The sequence below is a fragment of the Prosthecobacter sp. genome (genome assembly GCF_014879935.1).
Classification (GTDB): domain Bacteria; phylum Verrucomicrobiota; class Verrucomicrobiia; order Verrucomicrobiales; family Verrucomicrobiaceae; genus Prosthecobacter.
Window position 1 is genome coordinate 1 of record NZ_JACSRD010000078.1, and the last position, 16,368, is coordinate 16,368.

The 16,368-nt window shown below is 62.5% G+C and carries 14 protein-coding genes and 1 tRNA gene; 10 read left to right on the plus strand and 5 right to left on the minus strand.

Going from position 1 to position 16,368, the window contains the following annotated elements:
• Positions 1–126: 126 nt before the first annotated feature.
• On the minus strand, positions 127–3,345 hold the full coding sequence (gene secA, locus IAE77_RS03935; protein ID WP_294222150.1) for a preprotein translocase subunit SecA: 3,219 nt from the start codon (positions 3,343–3,345) through the stop codon (positions 127–129).
• Between the two features lie 84 nt (positions 3,346–3,429).
• On the minus strand, positions 3,430–3,687 hold the full coding sequence (locus IAE77_RS03940; protein WP_294222152.1) for a hypothetical protein: 258 nt from the start codon (positions 3,685–3,687) through the stop codon (positions 3,430–3,432).
• A 130-nt stretch (positions 3,688–3,817) separates the two neighbouring features.
• Between IAE77_RS03940 and IAE77_RS03945 the strand changes: the two genes are divergently transcribed.
• Positions 3,818–6,118 carry a hypothetical protein gene (locus IAE77_RS03945; protein ID WP_294222155.1) on the plus strand — a complete coding sequence of 767 codons (2,301 nt, stop codon included), beginning with the start codon at positions 3,818–3,820 and terminating at the stop codon, positions 6,116–6,118.
• Positions 6,119–6,291: 173 nt separating this feature from the next.
• Positions 6,292–7,200 (plus strand): hypothetical protein, encoded by a 909-nt coding sequence (locus IAE77_RS03950; RefSeq protein ID WP_294222157.1) that lies wholly within the window; start codon positions 6,292–6,294, stop codon positions 7,198–7,200.
• Here IAE77_RS03950 and IAE77_RS03955 read toward each other — a convergent pair.
• Together IAE77_RS03955 and IAE77_RS03960 are read right to left on the minus strand one after the other, a co-directional pair.
• Complete coding sequence (locus IAE77_RS03955) at positions 7,185–7,322, minus strand: hypothetical protein (protein ID WP_294222159.1); 138 nt, start codon at positions 7,320–7,322, stop codon at positions 7,185–7,187. The two genes, IAE77_RS03950 and IAE77_RS03955, sit on opposite strands and share 16 nt — an antisense overlap.
• Complete coding sequence (locus tag IAE77_RS03960; protein ID WP_294222161.1) at positions 7,312–8,160, minus strand: aminotransferase class IV; 849 nt, start codon at positions 8,158–8,160, stop codon at positions 7,312–7,314. The genes IAE77_RS03955 and IAE77_RS03960 overlap by 11 nt, the downstream gene beginning before the upstream one ends.
• A 95-nt stretch (positions 8,161–8,255) precedes the next feature.
• On the opposite strand from IAE77_RS03960, the gene IAE77_RS03965 reads away from it, so the two are divergent.
• The 5 genes from IAE77_RS03965 (at position 8,256) to IAE77_RS03985 (ending at position 11,736) form a co-directional block, all read left to right on the plus strand.
• A tRNA-Gly gene (locus IAE77_RS03965) sits at positions 8,256–8,330 on the plus strand.
• 35 nt (positions 8,331–8,365) lie between these two features.
• On the plus strand, positions 8,366–9,229 hold the full coding sequence (locus IAE77_RS03970; RefSeq protein WP_294222164.1) for a 50S ribosomal protein L11 methyltransferase: 864 nt from the start codon (positions 8,366–8,368) through the stop codon (positions 9,227–9,229).
• Positions 9,230–9,321: 92 nt separating this feature from the next.
• The gene (locus tag IAE77_RS03975; protein WP_294222167.1) at positions 9,322–10,296 is read left to right on the plus strand and encodes an MBL fold metallo-hydrolase; all 975 of its coding nucleotides are present in this window, start codon (positions 9,322–9,324) and stop codon (positions 10,294–10,296) included.
• 26 nt (positions 10,297–10,322) lie between these two features.
• Positions 10,323–10,820 carry a dihydrofolate reductase gene (locus tag IAE77_RS03980; RefSeq protein ID WP_294222170.1) on the plus strand — a complete coding sequence of 166 codons (498 nt, stop codon included), beginning with the start codon at positions 10,323–10,325 and terminating at the stop codon, positions 10,818–10,820.
• A 61-nt stretch (positions 10,821–10,881) separates the two neighbouring features.
• Positions 10,882–11,736 carry a hypothetical protein gene (locus tag IAE77_RS03985; RefSeq protein WP_294222174.1) on the plus strand — a complete coding sequence of 285 codons (855 nt, stop codon included), beginning with the start codon at positions 10,882–10,884 and terminating at the stop codon, positions 11,734–11,736.
• A gap of 9 nt (positions 11,737–11,745) precedes the next feature.
• Here the strand turns inward: IAE77_RS03985 and IAE77_RS03990 are convergent, their stop codons facing one another.
• A complete protein-coding gene (locus IAE77_RS03990) occupies positions 11,746–13,101 on the minus strand; it encodes a DUF1501 domain-containing protein (protein WP_294222177.1) in 1,356 nt (451 codons plus the stop codon).
• 408 nt (positions 13,102–13,509) lie between these two features.
• Here IAE77_RS03990 and IAE77_RS03995 point away from each other — a divergent pair, with 408 nt between their 5' ends.
• The 3 genes from IAE77_RS03995 to IAE77_RS04005 all read left to right on the plus strand — a co-directional run.
• The gene (locus IAE77_RS03995) at positions 13,510–13,872 is read left to right on the plus strand and encodes a delta-60 repeat domain-containing protein (RefSeq protein WP_294222181.1); all 363 of its coding nucleotides are present in this window, start codon (positions 13,510–13,512) and stop codon (positions 13,870–13,872) included.
• Positions 13,835–15,490: a delta-60 repeat domain-containing protein gene (locus tag IAE77_RS04000; protein ID WP_294222184.1), complete on the plus strand. Its 1,656-nt coding sequence runs from the start codon at positions 13,835–13,837 to the stop codon at positions 15,488–15,490. The genes IAE77_RS03995 and IAE77_RS04000 overlap by 38 nt, the downstream gene beginning before the upstream one ends.
• 35 nt (positions 15,491–15,525) lie before the next feature.
• Positions 15,526–16,368 (plus strand): SseB family protein (locus tag IAE77_RS04005; RefSeq protein WP_294222187.1); only part of this gene is annotated, 843 nt, incomplete at its 3' end.

The following is a 16,368-nucleotide window of genomic DNA, read 5'->3' on the forward strand; positions in this document are numbered from 1 at the left end:
AATGCAGCCCACTGCGGCACCGACTGGCAGTTCACCACCCAGGACGCCCGCATCAAGCTCAAGCGGCTTCACCCTTCAACCTTAATGACATGAGCCACCAGATGCGCCGGCGAATGGGCGGCAAACTCACGCCACGCGGCCGCAGCACTGCTTGTACTTCTTCCCGCTGCCGCAGGGGCAGGGGTCGTTGCGGCCGACGTTGGCAGGCCGGGGCTTGGGCTTGCTGACTGAGCTGGGAAGAATGAGGCGCGGACCAGTCTTGCCAGGATCAGCCTCCTCCTCGGCTTCATCCTCAGCCTCGTCTCTGCCCTGCTGCTGCGGAGCTGGAGCACCCCCCTGCTGGGCGGCGAGTTGCGCCAGGAAGGCCTCGAACGCGGCGAGCTGCTGGGTGCTGCGGAACAGGTTCCCGAGGACCTCGCCATTGATGTTGTTCATCAGTTCCGCAAAGATCGCGAACGCCTCCTGCTTGAACTCGATCAGCGGGTCTTTCTGGCCATAGGTGCGCAGGCTGACGCCTTCCTTCAACGCATCCAGCGCATACAAGTGCTCCTGCCACAGGCGGTCGATCGCGTTGAGCAGGATCATCTTCTCGATCTCCTGGAGCGCGGTCGGATTGGCGTTCCCCACCTTCACCTCGTAAGCGGCGAGAATCTTGTCCTTCAGGAACGCGGACTTCTCTTCAAAGCTCATCGCCTTGAACTCCTCGTCGAACTCACGCAGGCCGATCGGGAACGTGGTGTTCACCCACTGGAGCAGATTTTCATAATCCGGCTCCTCGTCGCTCTTTTCCTTCGGCACATAGGCTCCCAGGCGCTCGGTGATGCCCTTCTCCACGGCCTCATTGATGAGAATGCGCGTGTCGTTGCTGGTCAGCACATCATTGCGCCACTCATACACGACCTCGCGCTGCTGGTTCATCACGTCGTCGTATTCCAGCACGCGTTTGCGCCAGACGTAATTGCGCTGCTCCACGCGTTTCTGCGCGGTTTCCACGCTGCGGTTGAGCCAGGGATGCTGCAGTTCCTCCCCTTCCTTCATGCCGAAGCGCTCCATCATCTTCGTCATGCGCTCGGCGGCGCCGAAGTTGCGCATGAGGTCGTCTTCAAAGCTGAGGAAGAACTTGCTCGCGCCCGGATCGCCCTGACGGGCCGAACGTCCGCGGAGCTGGCGGTCCACACGACGTGACTCGTGTCGTTCGGTGCCCAGCACGAACAAACCGCCGAGATCGGCCACGCCTTCGCCCAGTTTGATGTCCGTCCCACGACCAGCCATGTTCGTGGAAATCGTCACGGCACTGCGATGACCGGCGCGGGCCACGATCTCGGCCTCCTGGCGATGGTACTTCGCGTTGAGAACGTTGTGGGTGATCTTCTGCAGCTTGAGCATGCGGCTCAGGGTCTCCGAGGCCTCCACGCTGGCCGTGCCCACCAGGATCGGCTGGCCCTTGGCGTTCAATTCGCGGATCAGCTCGATCACCGCGCTGAACTTCTCACGCCGCGTCTTGTAGATGCTGTCGTTCTGGTCCTTGCGCTTCACCGGCCGGTTGGTCGGGATCGTCAGCACATCCAGGTTGTAGATGTCGTGGAACTCGGCGGCATCGGTCTCGGCCGTGCCGGTCATGCCGCCCAGCTTCTGATACAGGCGGAAGTAGTTCTGAATCGTGATCGTGGCGAGCGTCTGCGTCTCCGCGTCGATCTGCACGCCTTCCTTGGCCTCGACGGCCTGGTGCAAACCGTCGCTCCAACGGCGGCCGGCCATCTTACGGCCTGTCTGCTCATCGACGATGATGACCTTGTTCTCCTCGACGACGTATTCGACGTCCTTCTCATAGAGGCAGTAGGCACGCAGAAGCTGGCTGATCTGGTGGATGCGCTGCCCTTGATGGGACAGGCGGTCCTGCATCTCGTTTTTCTTCCGCTGGCGGGCATCTTCGGACAGCGAGGTGTCGCCATCGATCTCGGAGTAAACGGTGGCGATGTCCGGGAGCACGAAGGCGTCCGGTTCGTCGGGACTGAGGAAATTCCGCCCCATTTCGGTCAGATCGGCGTCGTGGCTCTTCTCCTCGATGAAGTAGTACATCTCCTCCTTCAGCTTGAAGAACTCGACCTTCTGCGTGTCGGCGTAGAGGCTCAGCTCGGCCTTTTCCATGGCCCGGCGCAGCTCCGGCTCCTCCATGCAGCGCATCAGGGCGCGATTCTTCGGCTGGCCCATGTGCACCTGGAACAATTTCTTCCCGGCGGCGTCCATGTCGCCCTTCTCGGCCAGTTCCTTCGCCTCGGTGACGAAACGATTGCACAGCGTGTTCTGGCGGCGCACGAGCTGCTCCACCAGCGGCTTGTAGCGCTCGTATTGATGCGTGCTCTCGGCCGCCATCACGGGGCCGCTGATGATCAAAGGCGTGCGCGCCTCGTCGATGAGCACTGAGTCCACTTCGTCCACGATGGCGAAGTAATGCCCGCGCTGCACCTGCTGCTCCTTGCTGGAGGCCATGCCGTTGTCGCGCAGGTAATCGAAGCCGAACTCGCTGTTCGTGCCGTAGGTGATGTCGCAGCGGTATTGCTCGGCGCGGATGTGGCTGGGCTGGTCGTTCTGGATGACCCCCACCGTGAGGCCGAGGAACTTGTAAAGCGTGCCCATCCACTCGCTGTCACGACGCGCGAGGTAATCGTTCACGGTGATGACGTGCACGCCGCGGCCCGTGAGGGCGTTCAGGAACACCGGCAGCGTTCCCACCAGCGTCTTCCCTTCACCCGTGGCCATTTCGGCGATCATGCCCCGATGCAGGGCGATGCCGCCGATGAGCTGCACGTCGAAATGCACCATGTTCCAGTTCAGCGGCTGGTCGCAAACGATGATCTCACGCCCGCACAGACGACGCGCGGCGTTCTTCACCACCGCATACACTTCCGGCAGGATGTCATTGAGCATCTTCTGCTCGATGGGGCCAAAGTCGGGCTGGATCGCGTTCCAGGCCTCGCGGGCACGGTCGATGCGTGCCTTTTTCTCGTCGATGCCCACGCCGGCCCAGTCGCTCTGCTTCAGATAATCCGTCTCCAAGGTCGGGAAATGCGGCTTCAGGGCCGCGAAATACGCCTCCACAGCCTCCAGGCAGGCATTCACCGCAGTTTCGTCCGCGATGCGCAGCCCGACCCCGCCGAGAAACGGTGGCGTGTGAAACGCGCGGAACTGCGCCTGCCACTTCTGCACCCGCGCACGCAGCGCCTCCTCCGGCTCGTTCTGAAGCCCGGCTTCGATGCGATTGATCTCGGCCACCACGGGCTGAAGCTTGCGCACGGTGCGCTGGTTCTTGGTGCCGATGATTTTTTTGATGATCCAGTTGAACATGAGAAAGGAGATACGCCGTCCGGCACACAACGGCCGGGCTTGGGGGAGGCCGAATGTGGCGGAAGTCAGCGCTGGCGCAAGAACTCAAACAGCCGCCTTGGGCCGCAGCACCACATCCTTCACCCGCCGGGGGATCATCGCATTGCGCACCACCTCAGGCTTCACGCTGCGCAAAAAGTCCAACAGGATCACCGGCGACTCCACGATCATGCGCTCGATCTGGTCCCGCCGGTGCGTCCACGGGCAGTTGCGGTGCAGGTAGTCGAGATCGGCCAGGATTTCATCGACATCACCCTCGCTGAAACCGGCGAGCTGGAAAGCGTATGGATCGGAAAGGGGCATGGCTTTGGCAAATCGAGGAACGGGCGGATGAAATCGAGAATGTGCGATCCGACAAGCGCTTCCGCGTTCCCATTGCCAAAGTCACATGGCGTGTAGCAATTTCAGTTTTGCCACGTTATCTGCGGCACGCATGCCCCGGATCGTCTGGCAGAACCTCAATCTCACCTGGCTGGCCGCCGCCGTTGTCGTGCTGGTGCTTGGTTTGCTGGTGGCGGGCTATGTGAGATCACCGCTTCGTGGCTGGCGACGTGTCGCGGCGTTGTTTTGCAAGCTGGGGGCGCTCGCGCTGCTCGCCTTGTGCCTGCTGGATCCGCTTTGGACCCGCACCCAGCCCAAAAAGGGCGAGAACGAGATCATCGTGCTCGTGGACACCAGCGCCTCCCTGGATGTGGCGGAAAAAGTGGATGGCCTGACATTGGCATCGCTGGTTCAAGCGGCACTCACGGCTGGAACTGACGATGCCGCGTGGATCAAAGCCCTGGGCGATGACTTCCGGCTGCGCCTCATGACCGGCGGCTCGCAAACCCGGAGCGTGCCGCACTTCCGCAGCCTCGAGTTCAACGGCACACGATCGGATTTCTGCCGCACGCTCATGACTCTGCGCTCCGGCGGCTCGAATCTCGCGGCCGTCGTCGTGGTGAGCGATGGCAACGCCACCGACTTTGCCGCCTGGAAGGCTGAAGCGAAGGGAGCGCCCGTCTTCACCGTGCTGGCAGGCGAGAAGGCTCCGGAGAACGATTTCAGCATCGAAGAAGCCACCGTCGCCACGAGTCCGTTTGAAGACGCTCCCGTGACCGTCACGGCCCGCGTCACCGGCAATGGCAAAGCAACCGTCCAGGTGCTCGGCGAGGACAAAAAGGTCGTGGCCAGCGAAAAAGTGACGCTGAACTCGAAGACCCCGCAGACCGTCCGCCTGCGCGTGCCAGTGGCGAAGCCGGGCGTGTCCTTCTTTCAGCTCGCACATCAGAGCGAGGGCCAAAAAGAGGCCACGCTCGCCAACAACACACGCCTGCTCGTCGCGGATCGCGGAGCGGGTCCCTATCGCGTGCTCTACGTCACCGGGCGGCCGAATTGGGAGTACAAGTTCCTGCGCCGGGCCATTGCGGGTGACGATGACATCCAGATGCCCGCTTTGGTGCGCATCGCGAAACGGGAACCGAAGTTCGAGTGGCGCGGACGTGCCGGTGAGAGCGTGAATCCGCTGTTTCGCGGCTTTGGTGCCAAGGATGGCGAAGAAGCGCAGCGCTACGACCAGCCGGTGATCATCCGACTTGGAACAAAAGATGCCAAAGAACTCAGCGACGGCTTTCCGAAGGCTGCGGAGGACTTCTTCGCCGAGTTTCGAGCCATCATCCTCGATGACATCGAGGCCGCCTTCTTCACACGGGAGCAGATGAACCTGATCGAACGCTTTGTCAGTGAACGTGGCGGAGCGCTGCTGATGCTCGGCGGCCAGGAGAGTTTCCGCTCCGGCGGCTACGACAACACGCCCGTGGGCCGCATGCTGCCGGTTTATCTCGACCAGGCCGGCAGCGCGTCGCCGGTCCTTGATGCACGCTTCAATCTCACCCGTGAAGGCTGGCTGGAATCCTGGATGCGGCTGCGCACCGGCCGTGAGGAGGATGAGAAGCGCCTCGCCACCATGGCGTCGTTCTACTCGGTGAACCCGGCCTTCTCCATCAAACCTGGTGCCAGCATCCTGGCGACGGTGTCCGACGCGCAGAACTCGTATCCCGCCTTGGTGATGCAGCGATTCGGCGAAGGCCGCGTGGGCAGCGTGCTGATCGGCGATCTCTGGCGCTGGGGCCTGCATGATGAGGATTCACACAAAGACATGGACCGCCTCTGGCGCCAGCTCATGCGCTGGCTCGTCGTCGATGTGGCAGACGTGGTGAATTTCAGCACCGAAACCGACGCCGCGGACCACGAACGGATCAAACTGGCCGTGCGTGTGCGTGACCGTGCCTTCAAGCCCAACAGCGACGCCATCGTGAAGATCGAGGTGTCGCTTCCTGACGGCACGAAGGCACAACTCTTCGCCGAACCAAGCCTGAAGGAGCCGGGATTGTTTGAAACGGAGTTCTTTGCCAGCAAGCCAGGGAATTATCGGGCCGTCGCAACGGTGGAGGATGCGGAGAAACGCACACCGCTTAGCTCCAAGACCGTCGGCTGGACGCATGATCCCCTGGCGATGGAATTCGCCCGCCTGGAGCCGAATCGCGACTTGATGAAACGCATCGCGGACGAAACCGGCGGCAAGATGATCGCGCTCGCAAACATCGGTGACCTGCCGGAGATGCTGAAGAACATCCGTGTGCCCGTGGAAGTGACTCTCGCCACGCCGCTGTGGCACACGCCCTGGATCTTCGCGGCCATCCTGCTGCTCCTGCTCGGTGAATGGGCATTGCGGCGGAAAGGAGGACTCGCATGACGACGAAAACTTCCATCCGTCCCCTCACCCGACCTCTCCCCCAAGCCAATCAGGCTGCTGATGCATGTTCTCGACGGGGAGAGGAGATTCGTTTTCCGAATAGTCGCACGTGTCACTCCTCACCCGGCCCCAAGCGCACCTCACCTGCCAAGGTCTCTTCGGGGAGAGGTTGGGTGAGGGGGTGCCTCTTCGCGACGCTGCTTTGCACCTCAACCGTCGGCCACGCCCGGGAGCTCGACATCGTCATTGTCGTCGGAGCGGAGGGCACGGAAGAATACGGCAAGAAGTTCAAGACGCAGGAGAACGCGTGGACGGCGGCCTGTGCGAAGGCAGGCGTCACTCCGGAAGTTTATCGCGGTGAAAAAACGGCTGCCGAGCTTGAGGAACGCCTGAAACGCACGAAGCCGGATCATTCGCTCTGGCTCGTGTTGATCGGCCACGGCACGTTTGATGGCCGTGAGGCGAAGTTTAACGCGGAAGGACCCGATTTCGATGCGAAGCAGCTCGCCGGATGGCTGGCCCCGCTGAAACAGGAAGTCGTTCTCATCGATACCGCGTCGGCGAGCGGCGGTTTCATCCGGCCGCTGGCAGGAAAAGGCCGGGTGATCATCACCGCCACGAAAAGCGCGGATGAAGTGTTCTATGCACGATTTGGCGAGCACTTCGCCGAGGCCATCGGCGGATTGCCGGAGGCGGATCTCGACCAGGACAAGCAAGTTTCGCTGCTGGAGGCCTTCCGCCACGCCAGCAAGGCCGTCGCGTCTTTTTATGAGAACGAGGGCCGTCTGGCTACCGAACACGCGCTGATCGAGGACAACGGCGACGGTGCCGGAACCCGCCGTGAACTTCTCGAATCGCCACCCGCTGACGCGAAACTCGACGGCGAGCGTGCTGCTCAACTCGTTCTGGTGCTCAGTGAGGAAGAACGCCAGCTCACCGAAGCACAACGCGCGAGACGCGACGCCCTGGAACGCGATTTAAAGGCGCTCAAAGAACAGCGCTCGAAGCTGGAGGACGACGTTTACTACACCAGGCTCGAAGCGCTGCTGCGGGAGCTGGGCGAGGTTTACACCGCCTCATGAGAGCCGTGATCGAGTTCCTTCCATCCATGATCATCGCCGCCGTTGGCGTCGTTGGGATCATCGGCGTGCTGGTCCGCCTCGCCCGCTGGATGGAAAAGCCGGAGCGAGTCCTCAAGGATCATCCCGGCCCGCCACATGGTCGCGAAACGCCTGCGCCACACGCTGAGTGATCACTCCAGAGATCCCAGGCAGCTCGCGTTGATCAATCCGGGCGAGCGGATGCACATCACGCGTGCTGGAGGACAGAAACGCCTCATCGCAGGTCTGCAGCACGGAAATGGGCAGCGCCACTTCCTCGATCGGAATGCCGGCGGACTGGCAGGCTTCGATCACAAGCCCGCGCGTCACACCCGCGAGGCAGCCGGAAGACAGCGGCGGCGTCTGCACACGGCCGTTCACGACCACAAAGATGTTCGTGCCGGTGCCTTCACACAATTCGCCACGCGTGTTCGCCAGCAGCGCCTCCCCAGCCCCTTGTGCGTGCGCATGAGCCAGCGCACGCACGTTCTCGGCATAGGAGATCGATTTGACGCCAGCGAGAGCGCCACGCTCATTGCGGGTCCAGGGAACAACGACGGCCGTTTCCGTGGGCGGCCACGGTTTGAGTGGTGTGACGACGACGGTCATCGTGGGCGCTGAATCACCACGATCCGACCCCAGCGGCCCGTCACCACTGGTCACGGTGATGCGCACACGGGCATCAGCCAGATGGTTGGCCTGCATCACTTCGCTGATGGCCTGTGTGCAGGCTTCAAACGCCGGCGGCGTGATGGCGAGTGCCTCGCACGATTTCACCAGCCGCTGCCAATGCCGCGTCGGCGTGAAAGGCCTGCCGTTGCGTGCCACAAGCGTCTCAAACACGCCATCACCGACGATGAAGCCATGATCAAAGGGGGAGATGCGGGCTTCGGCGGTGGCGATGATGTGGCCGTTGATCCAGATGCGTTCAGGAAGTTTCACGCCGTCATGATGGCGGAGACAAAGAGTTTCTCAAGAGACTGAACTTTGCGCTTGCGCAGGCCTGAGACTGCGCCACTATCGCGGCCCAACGTTTTGCGGGTGTAGCTCAGTGGTAGAGCACTTCCTTGCCAAGGAAGATGTCGCGCGTTCGAATCGCGTCACCCGCTCCAATCTCCCAAAGGGAGATTTCCCTTCCGATTTCAGCATGTACGTCTGGTCCAAACTCTCCGCATCACAGTGGGCGGACGCCTGGGAGGAGTGTCTCGGCAGCCTTCGCGATGCCACACTCGTCATCACCAGCATTCCCGGCCGCAAAACCATCCGCGTGGAAGCCTATTGCACGACCCACAAGCGGGCGAAGGCGATCCAGGACGAGTTCGGCGGACGCATTCGTGAACTGAAACAGCAGAACTGGGCGGCGATGTCCTCCCAGAAGCCGCCGCCAGTGAAAGTGCGCGACACCTTCGTCGTCTGCGATGCCAGGACCGATGCCGAACTCGCGAAGGCGCGCAGAGCTTTCCCCAAACGCGAAGTCATCGCCGTTCCTGCCGACATGGCCTTCGGCACCGGCCATCACGCGACCACGGCGACCGTCCTGCGGCTGCTCGTCGATCTGGCAGAGCCGCTCCACGCCGCTGGAAAGAAATGGAGCATGGCCGATCTCGGCTGCGGCAGTGGCATCCTGGCGATCGCCGCCGCGAAACTCGGTGCCAGCCGTGTGTGGGGCTGCGATTACGATCCCGCCTCGGTCCGCATCTCGAAAGAGAACGCGGCCCGCAATGAAACGCCCAAGGTGCGGTTTTCGAAGATCGACATTCTTCAGTGGGAGCCAGAGCAGACCTGGGACATCGTGGCGGCAAACATCTTCCACGACGTGCTGGAGGCGGCGTTTCCGCAGCTACTGAAAGCCGTCGCCCCGGGCGGTGTCCTGATGCTTTCCGGCATCCTGCGCACACAGGCACAGGACTGCCTGGCAGCCGGAAGGAAAGCCGGGTTTCAGGTCGAAAAAGTCATCACCAAGGGCAAGTGGGTGACCGCTTTAGGCAAGGTGAAGGCAAAACGAGGCTGAGAATCAGGCAAAACCGGGCGCGGCGAACTGAACTTACTCCTTGAGTTTGAGTGACTTGGTCACTAAAATTCATCCGATTCAGGTTCGCGCTCATGCTCTTCGATCCCGCTTCCTCAGCCGGCGGGGCTGGTCTTATCAGCCCGCCTAAGAAGCGCATGTTTTTGGGGAGGGCGGACACTCAGGGCAACCGCATCGGCCTGCTGCCCACCGAGGGCTGGCGGAAGCGCAACATGCAGTTCCTCAACGAGGTGCTGATCCCCACCCTGCTCGCCCCGCGCAAGCCCAGCCATGACTTTGGCACTCTCCCGGTGGCGACTTCGGACGAGATCGCCGTGACGTGGCTCGGCCACGCCGGCTTCTTCGCCCAGATCGACGGCGTGAACATCGTGATCGATCCGAACTGGGCGCTCTGGCACGGCCCGGTGAAACGCGTGCGCCACCCGGGCGTGTGGGCCGGCAATCTGCCGCACATCGACCTCGTTCTCGTCAGCCATGCGCACTACGACCACCTGCACCTGCCCAGCCTGCGCCGCCTGGCCGCCGCCCAGCCGATCATCGTGCCGGAAGGCGTGGGCAGCCTGGTGAAGAACTGCGGATTTGGCCGCATCGTGGAACTCAAGACCTGGCAGAGCGCCACCTTCCGTGATCTGCGCATCACCCTGACCCCCGCACGCCATTGGGGCGCGCGCATGATCCACGACACCCATCGCGGCTTCGGCGGCTTCCTGGTCAAATCGCGTGACCGCTGCCTCTTCCACTGCGGCGACAGTGCCATGTTCGACGGCTTCCAGGAGATCGGCAAACGCGCGAGCATTGACCTGGCTTTGATGCCCATCGGCGCCTACGACGCGCCAAGCGGCCGCCCGGTCCACATGAACCCGGAAGAAGCACTCGACGCCTATGAGATGCTGGGCGCCCACTCCCTGGTGCCGATGCATCACGACACCTTCCCCCTCGGCGGCGAACCAATCGAAGAGCCGGCCGAACGTCTGGCGAAAGCGGCGATCGACCGCCACATCGAGCACCGGGTGCGCCTTCTCCACGAAGGTGAGTCCGCCATTTACTAGTGAGCGCACGCCCCATCCTCACGCTCGTGGCCATCGTGTCCGCGGACGGCTTCATTTCCACGGGTCAAGGCGTGCCCTGGGACCTGCCGCGGGACAAGGCGCACTTCCGCAGCCTCACCCAGGGGCAGTGGGTGCTTGTCGGCCGTCGCACCTATGAGGAAATGACCGGCTGGTTCGGCGACAGGCAGGTGCTGGTCATGACGCGTGACCCGGCTTTCAAAGCCCCCATCGGCCACACCGTCACCCGCATTGAGGAAGCACTGGCGCAGGCCGCACGGGGCGGAGCGCAGGAGCTCTTCGTGCTCGGCGGCAGCGGTCCCTTCGATGCGGCCATGCCCGTGGCAGACCGCCTGGTTTTGACGGAAGTGGAGGTCCGTCTCGGCCGAGGGGTCCCCTTCCCTGAGGTCTCGCCGGACGAATGGCGGGTCGTGTCGAAGACCGCTTTCCCGCCCGACGCCGAGAACCCGCTGGCGATGGTTTTTGCCACTTACGAGAGGCGCAAACCGGCCGCTGGCGACGATTGATCCCTGGTGCGGAAAAATTCCGCGTGAGCAAAATCACTTTTGGCGTATCTAAGCACTGCTGATGAGCCCCTACACACGCTTCCCCACGGGCCTTGCCACCGCCGCGCTTGCGACGCTGGTGCTCTGCACCAGTTGCGCCACCAGCCTGAAACAGAAGGTCTCCCAGGCCTCCACTTCCGACCGCAAGGACGCCACCCTCGTCAAGTCCCCGGTCGATACCAGTTTCCTGCTCAGCATGAGCTTCATGGAGGCCAGGAGCATCTCCACCCAGCAGCTCGAATTCCCGCCCTACCTGAAGATCGCGGCCGATTCCATTGAGGTGTTCAAGTACTCCGCCGACGGCAAGCCCCGCAAGGCCCGCGCCCGGGGCAAGGTGTTCATCGAGATGGATTTCGGCGAGCCCGCCAAGGCCCTCTGCCAGGAGGCCTTCATCACCGAGGATGAAGTCATCCTGCGCGGCAGCCCCATCCTCCAGCGCGGCGGCAGCATGGTCGAGGGCCTCGACGACAGCACCATCTTCTACATGTTCGGCAGCTCGTTGCGCGTGATCGGCCTGCACAAGGTCAGCAATCAAAGCGAGATGGCCTCCTTGCTCCCCACGCTCGGCAACTGGGCGGAAGGACCCAATCCGCTGCTCCCCCCGCTGAATGAAGGCTCCGTGCCCTCCAGCATCCGGGATTCCATGCAGCGTGCGGCCGAAGCCGAAATGCTGCATCAGAAAACGCGCGAAATCTACGGCCCGGCGACCAACACGCCGCCTGAAACCCCGGCCCCGCCTGCCAAAGAGGCCGACAAGCCCAAGACCTCCGCTCCCGCTCCAGCCGCCTCCAAAAAGCCCACGGTGGAGATCCGCCGCGCGATCCCGAACAAGAAATCCTTCTGGGACCGCTTCCGCACGGACAAGACCCGCGCCTGATCGCGCAGGTCAGCCCACGATGGCCTTCGGCACCCGCCCGTGCACATCGGTCAGCCGGTAATCACGTCCCGCATAGCGATACGTCAGCCTTTCGTGATCCATGCCCAGCAGATGCAGGATCGTGGCGTGGATGTCGTGGATGTGCATCTTGTCCACCGCCGCCTTGAAGCCGAACTCATCGCTTTGCCCATAGGCCGTGCCGCCTTGAGCCCCGCCACCGGCGAAGAACATGCAGAAGCCGTGCGGGTTGTGATCGCGGCCGTTGCCGTTCTCGCTCACCGGCGTGCGGCCGAATTCGCCGCCCCACACGATCAGCGTGTCCTCCAGCATGCCACGTTGCTTCAGATCGCCGATCAGCGCCGCGATCGGCCGGTCGATGTCCGCCGCCAGCCTGCGGGTCGTCTCATCATGCTTCGAGTGTGAGTCCCAGGGCTGGCCGTTGCCATAATAGACCTGCACAAACCGCACTCCCCGCTCCACGAGGCGCCGTGCCATCAGGCAGCCGTTGGAGAAATGGCTCTTCCCATACATCTCCCGCACCTTTTCGGGCTCCAGATTCACGTCAAAGGCATCCGTGGCCGCGCTCTGCATGCGGAAAGCAGTCTCCATCGCCTGGATGCGGCCGTTCAGCGCCACATCCGCGCCTCCTCGGGCCGCCAGATGCTCCGCATTCAGCGCCTGCATCAAATCAAGCTGCCTCCGCTGGTCCGCCGGGCCGATGCGGCTGTTCGTCAGCCACGGGATCATCTGCTTCGGGTCCAGATTGGAATGATTGATGTACACCCCCTGGTGTTGCGCCGGCAGGAACGCACTGCTCCACAGGATTGAGAACCGCACCGGCTTCCCCGGGCACAGCACCACAAAGGACGGCAGGTTCGCATTCTCGTTGCCCAGGCCGTAGCTCAGCCACGAGCCCATGCTCGGCACGCGCTCCGTCATCGTGCCGTTGTTCATCAGCAGCAGCGCCGGACCGTGATTCGGATTGTCCGTGTGGCAGGAACGCAGCACGCACAGATCATCCGCATGCCGCGCCAGATTCGGCAGCAGCTCGCTGATCTCCAGCCCGCTCTGTCCGTGCTTTGAATACGCATACGGCGCCGCCAGCAGGCCGCCCGTCGGCCGTTCCGTGCGCAGATCGGCCCCCTCCGGCTTCTGGCCCGCAAACTTCGTCAGCCCCGGCTTCGGATCGAAAAAATCCGGCCCGAACGGCCCGCCGTTCATGAACAGATGGATCACCCGCTTCGCCTTCGGCATGAAATGCGACCGTGGGGCCGCCTGCATCGCCGAAGCCAGCCCCACAGCGCCCAAACCGCCCCCCATGCGGGTCAGCAGTTCACGACGTGAGAGCGCGGAGAGATCGGACATGGCAAGCAAGTACGCGTCACCGCGCTCCCGGCTTGCTGAAAACCGCCCGCGGGCCTCTCCAGCTTCTCCATGGACTGAGGCAGCTCTGTGCCATTGCACCCACGTAATCTGACCTGGCGCCTTTGTGCGCATCAACACCCACGATGAGCTAAAAGTCCCGCCGAGAAGCGAAGCACCGTAGTCCGGGAGTCCTCTCGCGACGCCCCCTCGACGCTGCAAGCCTGAAACGCACCGTTGGGTCGCTCGCCGCGAGGGGGGCCTTCTAGGTGGCTCCCTTCGGGGGTACTTTGCCAGCGCGGATTACCTGTCAAACCCACCGCACCTTCTCGACACTCTGTAATCCCACCCCCACTGCCTCATGGCCGTCGGCACAGCCACAACCAGCGACCGCATAATAATTCGTCACCCTTGCCAGTTCCTAAAGCTTGCCGCTACAATCAGGAATTCCATCGTCGTATCAATCAATTCATGAACGCTCAACTTAAGGCGCGGCCCGTCCCTGTTGCTCTCATTTCAGTTATCTTCGCCCTGTTGGTAGGCGCAGCCACCGCCCCCGCTGCCCCGGGTGATGTCGATACTCTCAACGCCTATGTCGTAGGCAGCACCGTTTTCGCCACCGCCGTCCAACCCGATGGGAAGACGATTATTGCGGGGGCCTTTACGTCAGTGTTCGGATTTGTTCGCAACAATATCGCACGACTAAACGCGACTAAACGTGAATGGCACGGTGGACATGGGTTTCAACCCCAACCCAAACGGCAGCGTCTATAGCGTTGCAATGCAAGCCGACGGAAAGATCTTGCTCGGAGGTCAGTTCACAACTCTCCAGTCCAACGGGGCACCCAGTCCAACAACGCGCAATCGAATCGCGCGAATCAATGCCGACGGAACACTAGACGCCAGCTTCGATCCCAACGCGGATTCTGATGTCCGAAGCGTGATGGTGCAGACAGATGGGAAAATCGTGCTTGGCGGTCAATTCACCACCCTCCAGCCCAACGGAGCAGCACTCGCGACTACACGCCAACGTATCGCTCGAGTGAACACTGGAGGCGCGCTCGACCCTAACTTTGATCCCACAGCGAACAATACCGTCTTCTGTCTCGCCTTGCAGGAAGATGGGAAGATTCTGCTAGCTGGACTCTTCACAAGTCTCCAACCCAACGGCGCAACGAGCCCGACGACACGCCTGCGAGTCGCGCGAGTGAATGCTGACGGCACCCTCGACACAGGCTTCGATCCCAATCCTAACCACAACGTTTACTGCGCAGCAGTGCAGGCGGATGGAAAGATCCTAATCGGTGGCCAGTTCACCAACCTTCAGCCCAATGGGGCGGCTAGCCCGACGACGCGACAGCGCATCGCTAGGCTGAATAAAGACGGGACGTTGGACTCGGGCTTTGATCCTGCGGCGGGAAGCAACGTCTTAAGTATTGCGGTTCAGGCGGACGGAAAAGTCCTACTTAGCGGACTTTTCACCACTCTACAGCCCAACGGAGCGCCAAGCGCTGTGTCCCGCAAGTATATCGCACGAGTGAATGCCGCAGGCACACTGGACGCAGGCTTTGATCCGAACGCGAACAGCGCCGTCTATGGTGTGGCAGTGCAGGCAGACGGGAGGATTTTCCTCGGGGGTAACTTCACGACCATCCAACCCAACGGAGCACTGATTGCCACGGCGCGTAATCTTTTTGCCAGACTCCTCAACGACCCCGCTACCCAAAGCCTCTCGGCGGTCAACACCGAGCAAGTGCTTTGGACTCGCGGTGGTAGCGCCCCCGAAATCTCTCAAGCCACAATCGAAAGCAGTCTCGATGGCGGCAACACTTGGACCCAGCTTGGAAGTGCTACCCGCTTGGGCTCGACCGCAAATTGGCAAATGACCGGCCTGTCGCTGTCAACTAGCGGGACTATTCGAGCCCGTGGCCGGATCACAAGTGCTTACTTCAACGGCAGTTCGAGCTTGGTTGAGCAGACACTTACCTTCGGTCCTGACCCCGACAGCGATGGTCTGCTCAACTCGTGGGAAGAACTCTACTGGCCCGGCGCGGCTGCATCGCACGGTCCGCTGGATGACGACGACCACGACGGCCTCGTCAACCTGCTGGAACTGGCCTTTGGCCTGAATCCGACGGTGCCCAACGCGAGGGACCTGACGCCGCTCAGCCAGGAGGACGGCTATCTGACGATGACGCTGACCAAGCAACCCGGCGTGACCTATGAGGTGCAGAGCGCGGGCACGCTGACACCCGGACAGCCGGAGTCCTTCAGCGCCACCACCACGACCATCCTCCTCAACGACGCCACCACGCTGAAGGTGCGCGACAACAGCCCCATCGGCAACGCCCCCGCCCGCTTCATGCGCGTGCAGGTGACGGGGGCCCCGTGACCACCCGCATTCGTCATTCGTCATTCGTCATTCCCATGAGCCACTCACCCGACGAAGACTGGCGCCCCGAACCAGGGCCGCAAAACGAACTGGAACGCCTCATCCAGCAGGCTGCACAGGACCCCTCCCTCCAGGGACGGATGTTCCGCCTGCTGATGAAGTCCGAAGTGTGCATCTACGTGCCCTACCACCCGGAACTGGTCGGGGAGCACACCACCACGGACCAGGGTTTCGTCTGGTGCACCTATGGCGACGCGGATGGGGCCTTCGCCCCCGTCTTCACCAGCCGGGCGGCCGCCGAATACGAAATGCGCAACGTCAAGAAGAGCGGCAGCCCCAAACCCATGATCTGCGAACTGCCCGCCGACGTGCTCATGGGCTTCCTCAACAACGGCCAGACCACGGTGCGCATCATGGCCGCCGGCGGGGGCACCATCCGCCTGCAGCCGCAGGCCGTGGCCCAACTGGTGGCGGGGGAGTTCACCGGGGACCGCCCGTTCCCGGACCAGAACGGGGAGAAGGAACGCGTGAGCCTGGTCCCGGTGCCGGAGAACAAGGTGCCGCTGAAGCTGCGGCAGGCCATCCGCGTCTTTTGCGCCCGGCGGCGGGTGCCCATCGGCGTTTACCTCTTCCATCAGGTGGACGAGGCCACGGGAACCGTGCCAGGCAATGACCTGCGGGTGATCCTGTGGCTGCGGCATGCGGACAACGTCTTCTACAACGACTTCTGCCTGATGGCGCAAAAGCTCACCCCCCAGCACCTGGAATTCTACTGCGCCGTGATCACCTCCGACGACGAGCAGGCCGTGACCTTCCTTCAGCAGCACACCCCGCTCTGGCCGCTGCTGAGGACGGAGTGCTGTCTCTTATACACATCT